The sequence below is a fragment of the Pseudomonas sp. TH06 genome, from assembly GCF_016651305.1.
Lineage (GTDB): Bacteria > Pseudomonadota > Gammaproteobacteria > Pseudomonadales > Pseudomonadaceae > Aquipseudomonas.
Window position 1 is genome coordinate 316,433 of record NZ_JAEKEC010000003.1, and the last position, 15,842, is coordinate 332,274.

Consider the following 15,842-nt stretch of genomic DNA (forward strand, 5'->3'; position numbering starts at 1 on the left):
TTACGACTAGCGAAATTGCGCGAGGAACCGCAAGTCGTTGTCGAAGAACAGACGCAAGTCGTTCACGCCGTAACGGAGCATGGCCAGACGCTCGACGCCCATGCCGAAAGCAAAGCCGGAGAACTCTTCCGGATCGATGCCGGACATGCGCAGCACGTTCGGGTGAACCATGCCGCAGCCCATCACTTCCAGCCAGCCGGTCTGCTTGCAGACGCGGCAGCCTTTACCGCTGCACATCACGCATTCCATATCGACTTCAGCGGATGGCTCGGTGAACGGGAAATACGAAGGACGGAAACGTACGGCCAGTTCTTTCTCGAAGAACACCCGCAGGAATTCTTCGATGGTGCCTTTGAGATCGGCAAAATTGATGTCGCGATCGACCAGCAGGCCTTCGACCTGGTGGAACATCGGCGAGTGGGTGATATCGGAGTCACTGCGATACACACGGCCTGGGCAGACGATGCGGATCGGTGGCTGTTTCGATTCCATGGTGCGGACCTGTACCGGCGAGGTATGGGTGCGCAACAGCATGTTGGCATTGAAATAGAAGGTGTCATGCATCGACCGGGCCGGGTGATGGCCTGGGATGTTGAGCGCTTCAAAGTTGTGATAGTCGTCTTCGACCTCAGGGCCTTCGGCGATGCCGTAGCCAATGCGGGTGAAGAATTGTTCAACACGCTCCAGAGTCCGGGTCACAGGATGCAGACCACCGGAGGTCTGACCACGGCCCGGCAACGTCACATCAATGGACTCGGCGGACAGTTTGGCAGCCAGTTCGGCTTCTTCAAACAGGGCCATGCGCGCATTGAGAACGCCTGTTACACGTTCCTTGGCAACGTTGATCAGGGCGCCGACTTGCGGGCGCTCTTCTGCTGGCAAATTCCCCAGGGTCTTCATCACCTGAGTCAATTCGCCCTTTTTGCCAAGGTATTGAACCCGGATTTGCTCCAGGGCATTGATATCTTCAGCGCTTTGCACAGCCTCTAGTGCTTGAGAGACCAGCGCATCCAGGTTTTCCATGTACAGACTCCAGATACAAAATAGGGGAAGAGCTTGAAGGCTCTTCCCCTATTTAAGACGTTTACCACCAGGCCCCACGGAAGTGAGGCCGGGTGATTGTCGGGGGTACTTAAGCCAAGGTGGCTTTAGCTTTCTCGACAATCGCAGCAAACACCGTTTTTTCGTTCACTGCCAGATCAGCCAGAACCTTACGGTCGATCTCGATGGACGCTTTTTTCAGGCCAGCGATGAAACGGCTGTAGGACAGACCGTTTACACGAGCACCAGCGTTGATACGAGCGATCCACAGAGCGCGGAACTGACGTTTTTTCTGACGACGGTCACGGTAGGCGTATTGGCCTGCCTTGATTACCGCTTGCTTGGCAACACGGAATACGCGGGAGCGTGCGCCGTAGTAGCCTTTAGCAAGTTTCAGAATTTTTTTGTGACGCTTACGGGCAATGACGCCACGCTTTACACGAGCCATGAGTTACTTCCTCTATTCTTGACTAAAATTAACGAAGGCGCAGCATGCGCTCGACTTTTGCCACGTCAGACGGATGCAGCAAGCTGCTACCGCGCAGTTGACGCTTACGCTTGGTCGACATTTTAGTCAGGATGTGGCTCTTGAAAGCGTGCTTGTGCTTGATACCGTTAGCAGTTTTCAGAAACCGCTTAGCAGCACCACTTTTGGTTTTCATTTTTGGCATGTTCGGATACTCCGCATTCAGTTGATAAACATAATCAGAAGGCCTGCCGTGCCCTGTTGATTACTTCTTCTTTTTCGGGGCGATGACCATGATCAGCTGGCGTCCTTCCATCTTAGGATGCTGTTCGACCGAACCGTACTCGAGCAGGTCAGCTTCAACCCGCTTGAGGAGTTCCATCCCCAGCTCCTGGTGGGCCATCTCACGGCCGCGGAATCGCAAGGATACCTTGGCCCTGTCCCCATCACTCAGGAAACGTACCAGGTTGCGCAGTTTTACCTGGTAATCCCCTTCCTCCGTCCCTGGACGAAACTTGATTTCTTTTACCTGAATCTGCTTCTGGTTCTTCTTCGCCGCTGCAATCTGCTTCTTCTTTTCGAAGATTGACTTGCCGTAGTCCATCACACGGCAAACCGGTGGGACTGCGTCAGCAGAGATTTCTACCAGATCAAGCTTTGCTTCTTCAGCAATACGAAGCGCTTCATCAATCGAGACGATGCCAATCTGCTCGCCATCAGCGCCAATTAACCGAACCTCGCGTGCCGAGATATTCTCGTTGATCGGGGCTTTCGGTGCAGCTCGTTTATCTTGTCTCATTTCACGCTTAATAATAATTACTCCGAATCTGGGCGACCACGCCGGGAAACCGCTTGCGCGAGAAACTCAGCGAACTGGGCGACGGGCATCGAGCCCAGGTCAGCACCTTCACGAGTACGCACAGCGACAGTCTGCATCTCGACTTCCTTATCTCCGATAACCAAAAGATAGGGAACCTTGAGCAAAGTATGCTCGCGGATTTTAAAGCCGATCTTTTCATTTCTCAAGTCGGACTTGGCACGAAATCCGCTTTCGTTGAGAGTTTTTTCTACTTCTGCAACAAAATCTGCCTGTTTATCAGTGATATTCATGATCACCGCCTGGGTTGGCGCGAGCCACGCAGGGAATGCACCTTCGTAGTGCTCGATCAAAATCCCGACGAAACGCTCGAAGGAACCGAGGATCGCGCGGTGCAACATCACCGGGTGTTTGCGGCTGTTGTCTTCAGAGACGTATTCAGCGCCCAAACGGACAGGCAGGTTAAAATCGAGCTGCAAGGTACCACATTGCCAGACGCGACCTAGGCAATCTTTCAGCGAAAACTCGATCTTCGGACCGTAGAATGCACCCTCACCCGGCTGCAGATCGTATGGCAGGCCCGCAGAATCAAGGGCTGCAGCGAGTGCCGCTTCAGCGCGATCCCACAGTTCGTCGGAACCGACGCGTTTTTCCGGACGAGTGGACAGTTTCATTTCGACATCGGTAAAACCGAAGTCGCGATAAACGTCCATGGTCAGCTTGATGAACGCAGCGGATTCGGCCTGCATCTGCTCTTCGGTGCAGAAGATGTGGGCGTCATCCTGAGTGAACGCACGCACACGCATGATGCCGTGCAACGCACCCGACGGCTCGTTACGGTGGCAGGCACCGAACTCGGCCAGACGCATTGGCAGCTCGCGGTAGCTCTTCAGACCCTGATTGAACACCTGCACGTGGCATGGGCAGTTCATCGGCTTGATGGCGTAATCGCGGTTTTCCGACTGTGTAGTGAACATGTTGTCGGCGTAGTTGGCCCAGTGCCCGGATTTCTCCCACAGGCTACGGTCAACCACTTGCGGCGTCTTGATCTCAAGATAGCCGTTGTCGCGCTGGATCTTGCGCATGTACTGCTCGAGCACCTGGTACAGAGTCCAGCCGTTCGGGTGCCAGAACACCATGCCCGGGGATTCTTCCTGGGTGTGGAACAGGCCCAGACGCTTGCCGATCTTGCGGTGATCGCGCTTTTCAGCTTCTTCGATGCGCTGGATGTAAGCCGCCAGCTGCTTCTTGTCTGCCCAAGCGGTGCCGTAAACGCGCTGCAACTGCTCGTTTTTGGCGTCGCCGCGCCAGTAGGCGCCCGACAGCTTGGTCAGTTTGAAGGATTTCAGGAAACGAGTGTTCGGCACGTGCGGACCGCGGCACATGTCGACGTATTCTTCGTGATAGTACAGGCCCATCGCCTGCTCGTTCGGCATGTCCTCGACCAGGCGCAGCTTGTAGTCTTCGCCGCGGGCCTTGAACACTTCGATCACTTCGGCGCGCGGAGTGACCTTCTTGATAACGTCGTAATCTTTCTCGATCAGCTGCTGCATGCGCTGTTCGATGGCGGCCATGTCGTCCGGAGTAAAAGGACGCTCGAAGGCGATGTCGTAATAGAAGCCTTCGTCGATGACCGGCCCGATCACCATTTTGGCAGTCGGGTACAACTGCTTGACCGCATGGCCAACCAGGTGGGCGCAAGAGTGGCGAATGATCTCCAGCCCCTCTTCATCCTTTGGCGTGATGATTTGCAGCGTAGCGTCGCTGTCGATGATGTCGCTGGCGTCAACCAGCTTGCCATTGACCTTGCCGGCCAGGGTGGCTTTGGCCAGACCGGTACCAATGGATGCGGCGACCTCGGCTACGGAAACCGGGTGATCGAATGAACGTTGACTGCCGTCGGGAAGAGTAATAGTTGGCATGGCGCCTCCTCTCCTAGTGGTGACCCCTACCAAAGGTCACGTGGGTTGGGATGAGCCAGTACAAGATCCGATCCAGGCCATTCAATGACGAACGCCTGCCTTACAGCGGCAGTAGCCTTGCGGCCAACCGGAAAATCGAACCAGAGTGACTGGGATTCAAATCAGAATATTTCGCACGCTGACCGCAGCCGGGACGGAAAGTCATCCGGTGCCTGTAAACGCTTGAGCCCGGCATGCTAGCACAGATGAGTGGTCATCGATGCGCAGGATTAGAGGCAATGACGATTTGCCCATTTTTGCGGCACAAAGTGAACTTGGCATGTACGCTTTGCCTCAAATAGGCTGAGAATCGTCGCCGATATCAATCCAAGGAGTTTCAGAAATGCGCCTTATCCGACTTTTTGCCTTCGCCGCCCCCCTGGCATTGCTGCTGCCACTGAGCGCTCACGCGGCGTGGCCTGCGGGCGTCAAAGCCCAATACATGGATGACTGCACCAAAGCTGCCAGCCAAAGCGTCAACCCAACCGTCGCCAAACAGCACTGCACCTGCGGCGCCGATGTCCTGGAGAAGAAATTCACCACGCAAGAGATCGCGCAACTGATGGACAAGAACACTCCACCAAGCGGTGAACTGGGCCAGCGCGCACTGAAAGAAATCTCGGTTTGCCGCGTTCAGAAATAAGGTCGATTCGCTGAATTTTGCAGCGCTTAAGAGGCTGAAAACAGCGAAAAAGAAGCTGAATCCGATATTTTACGAAGGATTTATAGCTTTTTTTACAGCCTCGTTTTTCAGCTTGAAGCCCCGCAAACCGGGGCCTGCAGACATTTCAGACATCGAAATGAATGCAATATGAAAGCAAACAGCACGTCCGGGGGGCTACCAAAGCGAACATTTCGACTATGATACCCGGGTGTGCCCAGTTGGCCTGAGCAGCACAGTACTGAAAAATATATGTTTCTTGGAGATACACCATGTCTAATCGCCAAACCGGCACCGTTAAGTGGTTCAACGATGAAAAAGGCTTCGGCTTCATCACTCCTCAAGGTGGCGGTGACGACCTGTTCGTACACTTCAAAGCTATCGAATCCGACGGTTTCAAAAGCCTGAAAGAAGGCCAGACCGTTTCCTTCGTGGCTGAGAAAGGCCAAAAGGGTATGCAAGCTGCACAGGTTCGCCCAGAGTAATTTCTCGGCGCACTAAAAAAACCCCGTCCATGTGACGGGGTTTTTTATGCCTGTAACAAAAGCGCTCGGCGATCAGCCGCAGTTGACACGAGTAACCACCAGGCCGTTGTCGGTGTTCAGGTTCAGGCGGTCAGAGCGGTATTCCAGAGTGATCATGTCATCGGGCTTGAGGAAGCGTGCGTTTTGCGCACCGGCTTTCGCTCGGGCCTGCTCCAACAATGCGGGCGAAGCTTTCTTGCCAATGGCGAACTCCGCTGCCGTCGCTTCACAGCGGCTACCAGCTTCTGGTGCCACGGGATCCTTTGCCGACTCGCTGGAGGTCGTACTGCAACCGGCCAACATGGCAACGGCCATAAGTGCACCCAGTGTCGCGAACTTCAAAGGCATGAAGCCTCCTTTCTTTCAAATGATTAAGCTGAGATCGTGCGACCGCCAATGCGGCGTTTGGTTTCATGACAAATGCCATCACTCTGCCCCACGACCGGAAAAACGCCGAGTGTGCCTGAGCAGCACTCGCCCTTTCATCAATCAATCGTGACTGAATATTAACGAGTTCAGTAAACGTCGATGTAGTCGTAAGGTGGGTTCGGCCAATTGTCCTTGAGCGCATTGAAAATCTGCGTCACCCACACCTCGTCGCTGGCCGCGACATTTCCCACGCACCCCGAGCCTTTAGCCCAGGTTTCCAGACGAAACGACAGACCATCGATGTCATGCCCGCCAGTGGCAACACCCGAAGAAATATAGGCAATACCGCCCTTGGTCACGCGCAGTTGAGCGTGTTCGTCATCACTGGCCGAAGCGAGCAACTGGCGTACCGCATCAAGCGTAAGGCCGTCGGGGGTATTCAAATCGATCTGCACAGCACGATCCTTGGATAAGCCGGAAAAGACCAAGTGTCGCATAGCGCTGCGCTCATGCCTAAGTCGCAGTGCCAAACGAGCGACAAAGTGGTTAACTCGTTCCCGTACATTCCCGACTTTTCGAGCGCACTCATGAGCACCGTAAGCATCACCGCCGACATCAAAGTCCTGTGGCCGAAAGGGCACAGTTCATATAGCCCGGGCAGTTCGGAGGAGCTGGCGTTGATCAGCATTGATCTGCTGGTCAAGACGATGGGAACACAAGGTGCGCAAAAATTTATCGCGCAGGTGCTCGAGAGGTATCAGCACGATCACAAGGACACGCCGGACACCGAAAGAGAGTAACGACCCGCAGGCTGGCACCTGCGGGTCTTGGCATTACTTCAGGCGTTTCAGGCGTTCGGTCAGCAGATCGAAGAAGCCTTGCGCATCGCCATTCTCGACCCAGAATGCATTTTTCGGCTGTTTCAGGCCGTCGTACCAATCAACGACGGTCTGACCGAAAGTGATCCCTTCACGACTATCAATAGCCACGTTAACCGAGCGACCGGTGAACAGTTCCGGCTTCAGCAGGTAAGCGATGACGGTTGCGTCATGCACCGGGCCGCCCGGGATACCGTAATGCTCCATATCCCCTTTGATGTACTCGTTGAGGATGTCGCCGACAATCTTGCTCGCATTGTTGTTGAGCGCAGCAATCTGTTTAAGGCGCGCATCGCTGGTGAGAATCTTGTGGGTTACATCCAGCGGCAGATAGGTCAACTTCACGCCGCTCTTGAGTACCACTTCAGCCGCTTGCGGATCGGCAAACAGGTTGAATTCGGCCACCGGGGTGATGTTGCCACCGTTGAAGTGCGCGCCGCCCATGATCACCACTTCCTTGATGCCCTGAACAATTTCGGGCTCCTGGATCAGCGCCAGCGCCAGGTTGGTCTGCGGACCCAGCATGGCGATGGTGATGCTGTGCGGCTTGGCTTTTTTCAAGGTATCGATCAAGTAGTTGACCGCATTGCCTTCAGCCAGGCCCTTTTTCGGCTCATGCACGGTGACACCCGACAGGCCTTCCTTGCCATGGATGTTCTCGGCGTAAATCGGCGTACGCATCAGCGGTTTCGGCGCACCGGCGTAAACCGGCACATCTTCGCGCCCTGCCCACTCGCGAGCCAGACGTGCATTACGCGAGGTCTTGTCGAGGCGCACGTTGCCGGCCACGGTGGTCAGCGCACGAATGTTCAGTTCGTCCGGCGAGGCCAGGGCGAACAGCAAGGCGACCACGTCGTCGGCACCTGGATCAGTGTCGATGATCAGGTCGATTTTTTCCGCCGCATGAGCGCCGGTTGCAGTTATCACGGACAAAAGCAGCAGACTCCGGACCAGTTGATGCAGTTTTTGAGCATAGCGTTGCATGGCGCATTCCTTGTGCAGATGAAATCGAAAATCAGAACGTAACCCCAGCGACCAGAACGATGTTGCAGTACGGCTGACATTCGCCTGTACGAACAATCGCTCGGGCCTGTCGGCTGAGAACCTTGAATTGGTCGTGACTGAGCAGATCGCGACGCCCCAGTGCGCCCTCTTCATTCAACGCCTCCAGCGTGGTGAGCGCTGTCGGCCGCCTGTCGAAAATCTCTTTGGCCAGCGCATGGCTTTCCACCTGCATTTCACTGAGCAGCACGTTCAACGTGGTGACGAAATCAGGGACGCCGTGGGTGAGCGCCAGATCGATCAGCTCGACACCGGGCGGCACCGGCAACCCGGCGTCACCGATAACCACCATGTCGCCATGCCCTAGGGAGGCGATCAGCCGCGATAGCGCGACATTCAGCAGAGGAGTCTTTTTCATGCGGGTTTAAAGGCCTGTACGTCGGACATTGTTGGGATAGAAGGCTGCGCGCCAGCGCGAGTCACTGACAAGGCAGCGGCAATCTGCCCGTAGCGAATCGCTTCGGCCTCGGTCTTGCCAGCGGCCAGCGCCGCGGCGAAACCACCGACAAAGGTGTCCCCTGCCGCCGTGGTATCGACTGCTTTCACTTTCGGGGCAGGAAAATGCTCGAAACCTTTGCCTTTGGCGAACAAGGAGCCTTCGGCGCCGAGGGTGATGATGACTTTGCCCGCACCCATCGCGATCAAGTGGCTTGCCGCGGTTTCTGCGGTTTCCAGCGAGTCGACTGGCAAGCCGCTCAATGCGGCTGCTTCGCTTTCATTGGGAATCAGATAATCGATGGCCGCGAACCAATCCGATGGCAGCGGGCGACTGGCTGGCGCCGGATTAAGGATCACGGTTTTGCCTAGCGCACGTGCACGCTTGAGCGCATGACCCACCGTTGCATCGGGAATCTCAAGCTGACAGATGACCACGTCGGCAGCCTGTAACACCGCGTCGAAGCGGTCGATCACCGCTGGTGTCATCGCGCCGTTGGCTCCGGCGACAATCACGATGGCGTTCTGGCTGTTGTCATCGACCACGATCAACGCCACACCACTGGAATCCTCGACGACGCTCACCGCCTGGCAGTCAATCTGCTCAGCCAGCAAGGCATCTCGCAATTGCACGCCATAGTCGTCATTGCCGACGCAACCGACCATCGCCACTTGTGCACCCAATCGCGCGGCAGCCACTGCCTGATTGGCACCCTTGCCGCCGGATACGGTGGCAAAGGAATGACCAATCAGCGTCTCACCGCCCCGGGGCAGCCGTGGCGCCCGGGTCACCAGGTCCATGTTCAGGCTGCCTATTACCACTACATTTGCTGGCATACATCATTACTCGTCAATTCGGTTTCAGCGATATTCGGTGAACACGCCGGACAGCGGCGCGGTGGACTCGCGCAGGACAATACTCGGGGTCACGATCCGCTGATCCGTGCCCAGGGTCGGAGTAGCAAGCCTTCGCAGCAGCACCTCGGCCGCCATTTCGCCCAACTGCAGGATTGACTGGCCGACGGTAGTCAATGCGGGATAGACGTAACGGCTCATCTGGATATCGTCGAAGCCGATCACCGACAGATCGCTCGGTACTCGCACATTGCGCTCTGCCGCTGCGCGCAGCACACCAATACCGATCATGTCGTTACCGGCGAAAATCGCGCTCGGCGGGTTGCGCTCGAGCAGGATCGCCGCCGCGTTATAGCCGCCAGTACTGGTGAAATCACTTTCCAGCATGCGAGTCTGACGTACTTCTATACCCGCCTCTTTCAGCGCCCGGCAATATCCGGCCTGACGCATCTGCGCCACGCTGGTGCTCGCCGGGCCACCGATCGTTGCGATGTCGCGATGGCCAAGCTCCAGCAGATGGCGGGTGGCGAGGTACGCGCCGTATTCGTGGTCGATGCGCACCAGATCGGCATCCACGCCGTCGAGGCCACGGTCGACAATCACCATGGGGGTCTTCACACCGGCCAACCCCTGGGCCAAACCGCTGTCACCGCCCGCTGAAGCGACGATCAACCCATCGATGCGTTTTTCCAGCAACACGCGCAAATAGCTGCGCTGCTTTTCCGGGTTGTCATCGGAGTTGCAAAGGATCACGCAGTAGCCATTACGCTCGCAGTAATCCTCGATGCCCCGCGCCAGTTCGGCGAAGTACGGGTTGAGGCTGTTGGGCACCAAAAGACCAATGGTCGCGGTGGTCTTGGCTTTCAACGAGCGCGCCACCGCGCTCGGCACATAGTCGAGGCTCTTGATTGCCGCCTCGACTTTGCGCCGCACTTCCTGGCTGACCGGCCGCGTGTTGTTCACCACGTGAGACACAGTCGTGTAGGAAATTCCCGCGAGGGCGGCCACATCCTTGATTGTTGCCATGGTTCAGCCTCGTCGACTTGCGCGTTGACTGCGATAGGTGTCGAGCACCACGGCGATGACGATGACCGCACCGGTGATGATGCGCTTGGTCGGTTCGGTCGCACCGATCTGTGCCAGACCCGCGGCCAGAACGGAAATGATCAACACCCCAAAGAACGTGCTGATCACCGAACCGCGCCCACCCATCAGGCTGGTACCGCCGATTACCACAGCGGCAATCACTTGCAGCTCCAGACCGGAACCGGCGTTCGGGTCAGCCGCTTCCAGACGAGATATCTGGAACAGCGCGGCGATACCGGCCAACAGCCCCATCAGGCTGAACACCAGAATCTTGTAGGGTTTCGGATTGATCCCCGCCAGCCGCACGGCCTCTTCATTGGTGCCGATACCGATCAGGTAGCGACCAAACACGGTGCGAGTCAAAACCGCCTGAGCAATAAAAATCACCAGCAAGGCGATGATGAACGAAGGCGAAATACCGAACGCAATCGGGTTCGAGAGCCAGGCAAAAGAATCACCGATGTAAGCCGTGCGCGAGCCAGTCATCTGGTACGCCAGGCCGCGAGCCATTTCCAGCACGCCGAGGGACACGATGAACGATGGAATCCGCCAGGCAACAGTGATCGAACCGGTGACGGTGCCTGCCAGAGCCGCTACCGCCATACCCAGCAACGCCGCCGGCAAAACGCTCCAGCCCCAACCGAGAATGGCGACGCTGACCGTTGATGCCGCCAATGCCAGCACCGAACCCACCGAAAGATCGATGCCGCCGATGATCAACACAAAGGTCATGCCGACCGCCAGCACCATCAAGTCAGGAATCTGGTTGGCCAGGGTGCTGAAGGTGTTATAGGACAGAAAGTGGCTGCTCAAGACCGAGAACAGCGCGACCATCGCCACCAAGGCACCGGCCAGCCCCAGATAAGTACCCAGTCCGTAAAAATTGCCACTACGTTTGCCGGCAGAAGATGCAGTTTTCATGGGAGATCCCTAGGCGCCGCTTCGTTGAGCAACGCATCACGTTTTTGGTAGCCGGCGAACGCGGCGGCAAGCAAATCATCCTGGGTCCAGCTGTCGCGCTCGAAGGTATCGATCAGACGCCCTGCGGACAGCACGCCGATCCGGTCGCAGATCAGCATCAATTCACGCAGGTCACTGGAGACCACCACCAGCGCTTTACCCTGGCGAGTCAGTTCACCGAGCAAGGCATAGATGTCGAACTTGGCGCCGACGTCGATGCCTCGAGTCGGCTCATCGAACAACAGCACCGAACAATCACGCTCCAGCCAGCGGCCGATCACGACCTTCTGCTGGTTCCCCCCGGACAGTTCCGACACCAGTTGTGTCGGGCTCGAACTGCGGATGCGCATGGCGTCGATCTGCCGTTGCGCCAAGGCGATCTCGTCGCCATTGTTGACGAAACCGCCACTGGAGATTTCCGGCATGTTGCCCAGCGCAATGTTGGCGCTGATCGACTGACTGAGCAGCAAGCCTTCACCTTTACGATCTTCGGTGATCAACGCGATGCCATTGCGTACCGCATCAACGGGCGATCGAACACTCACGACCTGTGCGGGCGAGCCCAAAGAAATCGTGCCGCTGTCGGCGACATCGGCACCGAAAATCAGCCGCAGCAATTCCGTGCGCCCTGCCCCGATCAACCCGGAAATCCCGAAAATCTCGCCGGCGCGCACTTCGAACGAGACGTCGCGCACCTTGTCGGAACGCGTCAGACCGTTGACCGTCAATGCCGGCGCGCCAATCTTGCGCGGGCCCATGTCGATGTGCTCACCCAGTTCACGACCCACCATCAGCGTGACCAGTTGCTCACTGTTGTAATTGGCCATCGGCTCGACGCAGACCAGGTTGCCGTCACGCAGCACGGCTATGCGCTGGGCAACGCGGGACAACTCTTCGAGGCGGTGGGAAATGTAAATGATCGAGACGCCGCGCGCCTGCAAACGAGTGATCTGCTCAAAGAGCATTTCAACTTCACGCGCCGTCAGCATCGCAGTGGGTTCGTCGAGAATCAGCACATGACAATCGCCGATCAGGTTGCGTGCGATTTCGACCATCTGCTGATGCCCGATTCCCAATTCGCCGACCAGGGTATCCGGATCAATCGCGTCGAGACCGACCTGAGCCATGGCCTCGATTGCCGCTTTACGCAATTGCCTGCGGCTGATCCAGCCGCCATTGCTCGGCAGATTATCGAGAAACAGGTTCTCCGCCACCGACAGCGTCGGCAACAGATTGAGTTCTTGCATGACCATGCGTATGCCGAGATCTTCAGCCTGGGTGCGGCTGCCAGGGCGATAGTCCTTGCCCTGAAACTGCATCTGGCCCGTGGTCGGGGTGACCAGACCGCCAATGATCTTGGAAAGGGTGCTTTTACCGGCGCCATTCTCGCCAGTGAGCGCCAGCACTTCACCGCGCATCAGCGTCAAATCGATGCCGGTGAGCACCGGTTGCGCATAGGTCTTACCGATACCGCTGACCGAGAGGACAGCGTTCGGGGCGGAAACTGACATAAAAATCTCCATGCGCTCGCCCGGACGGACGAGCGCCGTTGTGTCGCCAGAGGACTTACTTGGTGACCAGTTCGACCGGCGTTTCGATCACGCCATTGGCACCGCTGTCGACCTTCTCACCCTTGATGATTTTCAGCGCGGTCTCGATGCCGAACACGGCTTGCCTGGCTGCATATTGGTCGGCAGTCGCCAGTACGCGACCATCCTTCAACATTGGCTTGATGGCATTGATGTTGTCGTAACCGACGACCTGCACCTGGCCAGCCTTGCCGGCGGCGCGTACGGCGGAAACGGCACCGACGGCCATGCTGTCGTTACCCGCCAGCAACGCTTTGACTTCCGGGTATTCGCTGAGAATCGAAGCGGCAACCTTGTTGCCTTTGTCGATTTCCCAGTCGCCGGACTGCAGGGAAACAACCTTGATTTTCGCCGCGTCCATCGCATCCTTGAAACCAGCGGTACGTTGCTGGGCGTTGGTCGTCGTCGACACGCCTTCAATGATGCCGACTTCGTCACCGGCCTTGAGCTGTTTGGCCAGGTATTCACCGACCAGACGCGCACCTTTGCGGTTGTCCGGGCCTACGAATGGCACGCTGATGTTTTTGCTTTTGACGATTGCAGGATCGAGCTGGTTGTCGATGTTGATCACGGTAATACCGGCGTCGACGGCTTTCTTGATCACCGGCACCATGGCCTTGGAATCGGAGGGCGCGATGACCAGCGCATTGACCTTGGCCAGAATCATTTGCTCGACGATGCGGGTCTGGCCTGCGGTGTCGGTTTCATCCTTGATGCCGTTGGAGATCAGGTCGAAATCGGCGGAGTGTTCTTTCTGGTAGGCCTTGGCGCCGTCTTCCATGGTCAGGAAGAATTCGTTGGCCAGGGATTTCATGACCAGCGCGACTTTGGGCTTTTCCGGGGATTCGGCGAACGCCGAAGAGACAGGTAGTGCAGCGGCTGTGGCAGCCAGCATAGCGACAGCAAGAAGACGTCCAGCGAATGGCAGCTTCATGGGTTCACTCCGATCTTATGATTATTGTGAGCAACGCTTGCGCTGGCGTAAGCTACGTCGCGTTCGCCGATGACAGAATGTCCCGGAGACGTCGCGCAAACGTTTGCGTAGACCGAACTATGCGAATCCCGCCGACATTTGTCAACAATCAGAAGTCGTCATTTAGTGTAGGGCGAATCTGCTGATCCGCCCCGTCGCTGTTTATGCCGTGGTGCTGACCAGGTTTCCGCTGCTGGAACCTTTGGACATCTCTTTCAGCAGCGCCGCCGAGACCTCCATCATTTCGCCGCTGGTTTGCGCGATCTGCCCCTGAATGGACATGACCGCCTGCGACTTGGCCTCTGGCGTCGGATAGCTCGCAGCCTGCGCGGCAGCGAGTTGCTGTTGCTGCTCCTGCATTTGCTTCTGCAATTCCTGCATGCGCTTCAGCAGCATCTTGACGGTAATGCTGAGATTATCGCTGCTTTCCGTCTTGCTCTCTTCCTGCGCAGGACCACCGGTTCTGACCTGATTACTCTCTTCTTTCTCGGTGCCCAACGCTTCGGCGGAAGCTTCCGATTCTGCTGCACTTATTGCATTGATCGTCGCTGCGGTTTTGCCGCCAATGGTGACCGCACCGGGATTTGAAAGACCGATCGTCAGTGACATGTGAACTCCCTAGAGTTTAGTTTCCTTTAACACCCATCGGCCTGCGCGGAGGATTCTTTAGCAGGGAATCCACAACCGACAACCCGACGTGTTCGACAGATGCAGTAGTCCTTTTCGGTGAGCCGAACGCGAAAGCGCCCATTGTTCGGAAACCCGGATAAACGATTCACCAAAAATCCTGTCGACTCATAAAATACTGATGTAAATCATCAGCTTAAACATTTCTCTCACGCAAAGTATGACTGGTACAGATCCTGCTCCCTTCACCGTACCCCGCGCATCCAGATCAGCGCGAGGTGCATCTAGATGAACCTGCACCAGCACCGTCTCACTACTAGAGAGAAAAATAATGACATCTGCTTTGAAAAACTTCGTTCCGGGCGCTTTGGCCCTCCTTTTACTCCTGCCTACTGCCCTTCAGGCAAAAGAAGTCGAGTCACAGACCAAACTTGCCAACGTTGTAGTGCTCGCCACTGGCGGCACCATCGCCGGCGCTGGCGCCAGTGCCGCCAACAGCGCCACTTATCAGGCTGCCAAAGTCGGCGTGGAACAACTGATCGCCGGCATTCCTGAATTGAGCAAACTGGCCAATGTGCGTGGCGAACAAGTCATGCAGATCGCCTCGGAAAGCATCACCAACGACAATCTGCTGCAACTGGGCCGTCGCGTCGCCGAACTGGCCGACAGCAAAGACGTTGACGGCATCGTCATCACCCACGGTACCGACACTCTGGAAGAAACCGCTTACTTCCTGAATCTGGTCGAGAAGACCGACAAGCCAATCATCGTTGTCGGCTCCATGCGTCCAGGCACCGCCATGTCGGCTGACGGCATGCTCAACCTGTACAACGCCGTGGCCGTGGCCAGCAGCAAAGAAGCGCGCGGCAAAGGCGTACTGGTGACCATGAACGATGAAATCCAGTCCGGTCGCGACGTCAGCAAAATGATCAACATCAAGACCGAGGCGTTCAAAAGCGCCTGGGGTCCACTGGGCATGGTGGTTGAAGGCAAGTCCTACTGGTTCCGCTTGCCGGCCAAGCGTCACACCATGGACTCGGAATTCGACATCAAAAACATCAAGAGCCTTCCTGACGTAGAGATCGCCTATTCCTACGGCAACGTAAGCGATACCGCCTACAAGGCACTCGCCCAGTCCGGCGCCAAAGCCATCATCCACGCCGGTACCGGCAACGGCTCGGTATCGTCCCGCGTAGTTCCGGCTCTGCAGGAACTGCGCAAGGATGGCGTGCAGATCATCCGCTCGTCTCACGTCAACGCTGGCGGCTTCGTTCTGCGTAACGCCGAACAGCCTGACGACAAGTACGACTGGGTTGTCGCTCACGACCTGAACCCGCAAAAAGCCCGCATCCTGGCGATGGTCGCTCTGACCAAAACCAACGACAGCAAAGAACTGCAACGCATGTTCTGGGAATACTGATTGTCCTTCGCCCGATCAGTCCTGATCGGGCACTCTTCGCTCCATTCACCCGCCTGGTGAATGGACCGTCGCCTACAGCTCGCACGCACTCCTCCTACAAAAAACTCGACACAGCTCA

Annotated in this window: 19 protein-coding genes; 4 read left to right on the forward strand and 15 right to left on the reverse strand. The window is 56.8% G+C overall.

What is annotated here, in order from left to right; all coding sequences use genetic code 11:
* Positions 1 to 6: 6 nt before the first annotated feature.
* The 5 genes from pheS to thrS form a co-directional block, all read right to left on the reverse strand.
* Positions 7 to 1,023: a phenylalanine--tRNA ligase subunit alpha gene (gene pheS, locus JFT86_RS26280; RefSeq protein WP_003226365.1), complete on the reverse strand. Its 1,017-nt coding sequence runs from the start codon at positions 1,021 to 1,023 to the stop codon at positions 7 to 9.
* 109 nt (positions 1,024 to 1,132) lie between these two features.
* The gene (gene rplT, locus JFT86_RS26285) at positions 1,133 to 1,489 is read right to left on the reverse strand and encodes a 50S ribosomal protein L20 (protein WP_201239042.1); all 357 of its coding nucleotides are present in this window, start codon (positions 1,487 to 1,489) and stop codon (positions 1,133 to 1,135) included.
* A gap of 28 nt (positions 1,490 to 1,517) precedes the next feature.
* Positions 1,518 to 1,712 (reverse strand): 50S ribosomal protein L35, encoded by a 195-nt coding sequence (gene rpmI / locus JFT86_RS26290; RefSeq protein ID WP_002553160.1) that lies wholly within the window; start codon positions 1,710 to 1,712, stop codon positions 1,518 to 1,520.
* Positions 1,713 to 1,772: 60 nt separating this feature from the next.
* Entirely contained in the window at positions 1,773 to 2,324 is a 552-nt protein-coding gene (gene infC / locus JFT86_RS26295; RefSeq protein ID WP_170929410.1) for a translation initiation factor IF-3, read from the reverse strand.
* A complete protein-coding gene (gene thrS, locus JFT86_RS26300; protein ID WP_201239043.1) occupies positions 2,324 to 4,246 on the reverse strand; it encodes a threonine--tRNA ligase in 1,923 nt (640 codons plus the stop codon). Before thrS ends, infC begins: the two co-directional genes overlap by 1 nt.
* A gap of 382 nt (positions 4,247 to 4,628) precedes the next feature.
* Between thrS and JFT86_RS26305 the strand changes: the two genes are divergently transcribed.
* Together JFT86_RS26305 and JFT86_RS26310 are read left to right on the forward strand one after the other, a co-directional pair.
* Positions 4,629 to 4,928, forward strand: a complete 300-nt coding sequence (locus JFT86_RS26305; RefSeq protein ID WP_201239044.1) for a hypothetical protein — start codon at positions 4,629 to 4,631, stop codon at positions 4,926 to 4,928.
* A gap of 290 nt (positions 4,929 to 5,218) precedes the next feature.
* Positions 5,219 to 5,431, forward strand: a complete 213-nt coding sequence (locus tag JFT86_RS26310; RefSeq protein WP_003179963.1) for a cold-shock protein — start codon at positions 5,219 to 5,221, stop codon at positions 5,429 to 5,431.
* Positions 5,432 to 5,503: 72 nt separating this feature from the next.
* Here the strand turns inward: JFT86_RS26310 and JFT86_RS26315 are convergent, their stop codons facing one another.
* Together JFT86_RS26315 and JFT86_RS26320 are read right to left on the reverse strand one after the other, a co-directional pair.
* On the reverse strand, positions 5,504 to 5,818 hold the full coding sequence (locus JFT86_RS26315) for an I78 family peptidase inhibitor (RefSeq protein WP_201239045.1): 315 nt from the start codon (positions 5,816 to 5,818) through the stop codon (positions 5,504 to 5,506).
* Positions 5,819 to 5,985: 167 nt separating this feature from the next.
* Positions 5,986 to 6,294: a hypothetical protein gene (locus tag JFT86_RS26320; protein ID WP_201239046.1), complete on the reverse strand. Its 309-nt coding sequence runs from the start codon at positions 6,292 to 6,294 to the stop codon at positions 5,986 to 5,988.
* Between the two features lie 132 nt (positions 6,295 to 6,426).
* Here JFT86_RS26320 and JFT86_RS26325 point away from each other — a divergent pair, with 132 nt between their 5' ends.
* A complete protein-coding gene (locus JFT86_RS26325) occupies positions 6,427 to 6,639 on the forward strand; it encodes a hypothetical protein (protein ID WP_201239182.1) in 213 nt (70 codons plus the stop codon).
* A 33-nt stretch (positions 6,640 to 6,672) separates the two neighbouring features.
* Here the strand turns inward: JFT86_RS26325 and JFT86_RS26330 are convergent, their stop codons facing one another.
* The 8 genes from JFT86_RS26330 to JFT86_RS26365 form a co-directional block, all read right to left on the reverse strand.
* Positions 6,673 to 7,701 carry a nucleoside hydrolase gene (locus JFT86_RS26330; protein ID WP_201239047.1) on the reverse strand — a complete coding sequence of 343 codons (1,029 nt, stop codon included), beginning with the start codon at positions 7,699 to 7,701 and terminating at the stop codon, positions 6,673 to 6,675.
* Between the two features lie 31 nt (positions 7,702 to 7,732).
* Positions 7,733 to 8,137, reverse strand: coding sequence for a D-ribose pyranase (rbsD, locus tag JFT86_RS26335; protein ID WP_201239048.1), 405 nt, complete (start codon positions 8,135 to 8,137; stop codon positions 7,733 to 7,735).
* Positions 8,134 to 9,051 carry a ribokinase gene (rbsK, locus tag JFT86_RS26340; protein WP_201239049.1) on the reverse strand — a complete coding sequence of 306 codons (918 nt, stop codon included), beginning with the start codon at positions 9,049 to 9,051 and terminating at the stop codon, positions 8,134 to 8,136. Before rbsK ends, rbsD begins: the two co-directional genes overlap by 4 nt.
* Positions 9,052 to 9,075: 24 nt before the next feature.
* The gene (locus JFT86_RS26345) at positions 9,076 to 10,095 is read right to left on the reverse strand and encodes a LacI family DNA-binding transcriptional regulator (protein ID WP_201239050.1); all 1,020 of its coding nucleotides are present in this window, start codon (positions 10,093 to 10,095) and stop codon (positions 9,076 to 9,078) included.
* A gap of 3 nt (positions 10,096 to 10,098) precedes the next feature.
* Positions 10,099 to 11,076: an ABC transporter permease gene (locus tag JFT86_RS26350; RefSeq protein ID WP_201239051.1), complete on the reverse strand. Its 978-nt coding sequence runs from the start codon at positions 11,074 to 11,076 to the stop codon at positions 10,099 to 10,101.
* Positions 11,073 to 12,626 carry a sugar ABC transporter ATP-binding protein gene (locus JFT86_RS26355; protein ID WP_201239052.1) on the reverse strand — a complete coding sequence of 518 codons (1,554 nt, stop codon included), beginning with the start codon at positions 12,624 to 12,626 and terminating at the stop codon, positions 11,073 to 11,075. Before JFT86_RS26355 ends, JFT86_RS26350 begins: the two co-directional genes overlap by 4 nt.
* A gap of 55 nt (positions 12,627 to 12,681) precedes the next feature.
* On the reverse strand, positions 12,682 to 13,638 hold the full coding sequence (locus tag JFT86_RS26360) for a sugar ABC transporter substrate-binding protein (protein ID WP_201239053.1): 957 nt from the start codon (positions 13,636 to 13,638) through the stop codon (positions 12,682 to 12,684).
* A gap of 201 nt (positions 13,639 to 13,839) precedes the next feature.
* Entirely contained in the window at positions 13,840 to 14,286 is a 447-nt protein-coding gene (locus JFT86_RS26365; protein WP_201239054.1) for a hypothetical protein, read from the reverse strand.
* A gap of 349 nt (positions 14,287 to 14,635) precedes the next feature.
* On the opposite strand from JFT86_RS26365, the gene JFT86_RS26370 reads away from it, so the two are divergent.
* Positions 14,636 to 15,724: an asparaginase gene (locus tag JFT86_RS26370; RefSeq protein WP_201239055.1), complete on the forward strand. Its 1,089-nt coding sequence runs from the start codon at positions 14,636 to 14,638 to the stop codon at positions 15,722 to 15,724.
* The last annotated feature ends 118 nt before the right edge of the window (positions 15,725 to 15,842 follow it).

Excerpts from the sequence above, each read along its gene's own strand:
- rbsK (WP_201239049.1), bottom strand. The coding sequence starts at position 9,051 with ATGCCAGCAAATGTAGTGGTAATAGGCAGCCTGAACATGGACCTGGTG.
- rplT (WP_201239042.1), bottom strand. The coding sequence starts at position 1,489 with ATGGCTCGTGTAAAGCGTGGCGTCATTGCCCGTAAGCGTCACAAAAAA.
- JFT86_RS26365 (WP_201239054.1), bottom strand. The coding sequence starts at position 14,286 with ATGTCACTGACGATCGGTCTTTCAAATCCCGGTGCGGTCACCATTGGC.
- JFT86_RS26345 (WP_201239050.1), bottom strand. The coding sequence starts at position 10,095 with ATGGCAACAATCAAGGATGTGGCCGCCCTCGCGGGAATTTCCTACACG.
- JFT86_RS26315 (WP_201239045.1), bottom strand. The coding sequence starts at position 5,818 with ATGCCTTTGAAGTTCGCGACACTGGGTGCACTTATGGCCGTTGCCATG.
- JFT86_RS26325 (WP_201239182.1), top strand. The coding sequence starts at position 6,427 with ATGAGCACCGTAAGCATCACCGCCGACATCAAAGTCCTGTGGCCGAAA.
- rpmI (WP_002553160.1), bottom strand. The coding sequence starts at position 1,712 with ATGCCAAAAATGAAAACCAAAAGTGGTGCTGCTAAGCGGTTTCTGAAA.
- JFT86_RS26355 (WP_201239052.1), bottom strand. The coding sequence starts at position 12,626 with ATGTCAGTTTCCGCCCCGAACGCTGTCCTCTCGGTCAGCGGTATCGGT.
- rbsD (WP_201239048.1), bottom strand. The coding sequence starts at position 8,137 with ATGAAAAAGACTCCTCTGCTGAATGTCGCGCTATCGCGGCTGATCGCC.
- thrS (WP_201239043.1), bottom strand. The coding sequence starts at position 4,246 with ATGCCAACTATTACTCTTCCCGACGGCAGTCAACGTTCATTCGATCAC.
- JFT86_RS26305 (WP_201239044.1), top strand. The coding sequence starts at position 4,629 with ATGCGCCTTATCCGACTTTTTGCCTTCGCCGCCCCCCTGGCATTGCTG.
- JFT86_RS26310 (WP_003179963.1), top strand. The coding sequence starts at position 5,219 with ATGTCTAATCGCCAAACCGGCACCGTTAAGTGGTTCAACGATGAAAAA.
- JFT86_RS26350 (WP_201239051.1), bottom strand. The coding sequence starts at position 11,076 with ATGAAAACTGCATCTTCTGCCGGCAAACGTAGTGGCAATTTTTACGGA.
- pheS (WP_003226365.1), bottom strand. The coding sequence starts at position 1,023 with ATGGAAAACCTGGATGCGCTGGTCTCTCAAGCACTAGAGGCTGTGCAA.
- JFT86_RS26330 (WP_201239047.1), bottom strand. The coding sequence starts at position 7,701 with ATGCAACGCTATGCTCAAAAACTGCATCAACTGGTCCGGAGTCTGCTG.
- JFT86_RS26360 (WP_201239053.1), bottom strand. The coding sequence starts at position 13,638 with ATGAAGCTGCCATTCGCTGGACGTCTTCTTGCTGTCGCTATGCTGGCT.
- JFT86_RS26370 (WP_201239055.1), top strand. The coding sequence starts at position 14,636 with ATGACATCTGCTTTGAAAAACTTCGTTCCGGGCGCTTTGGCCCTCCTT.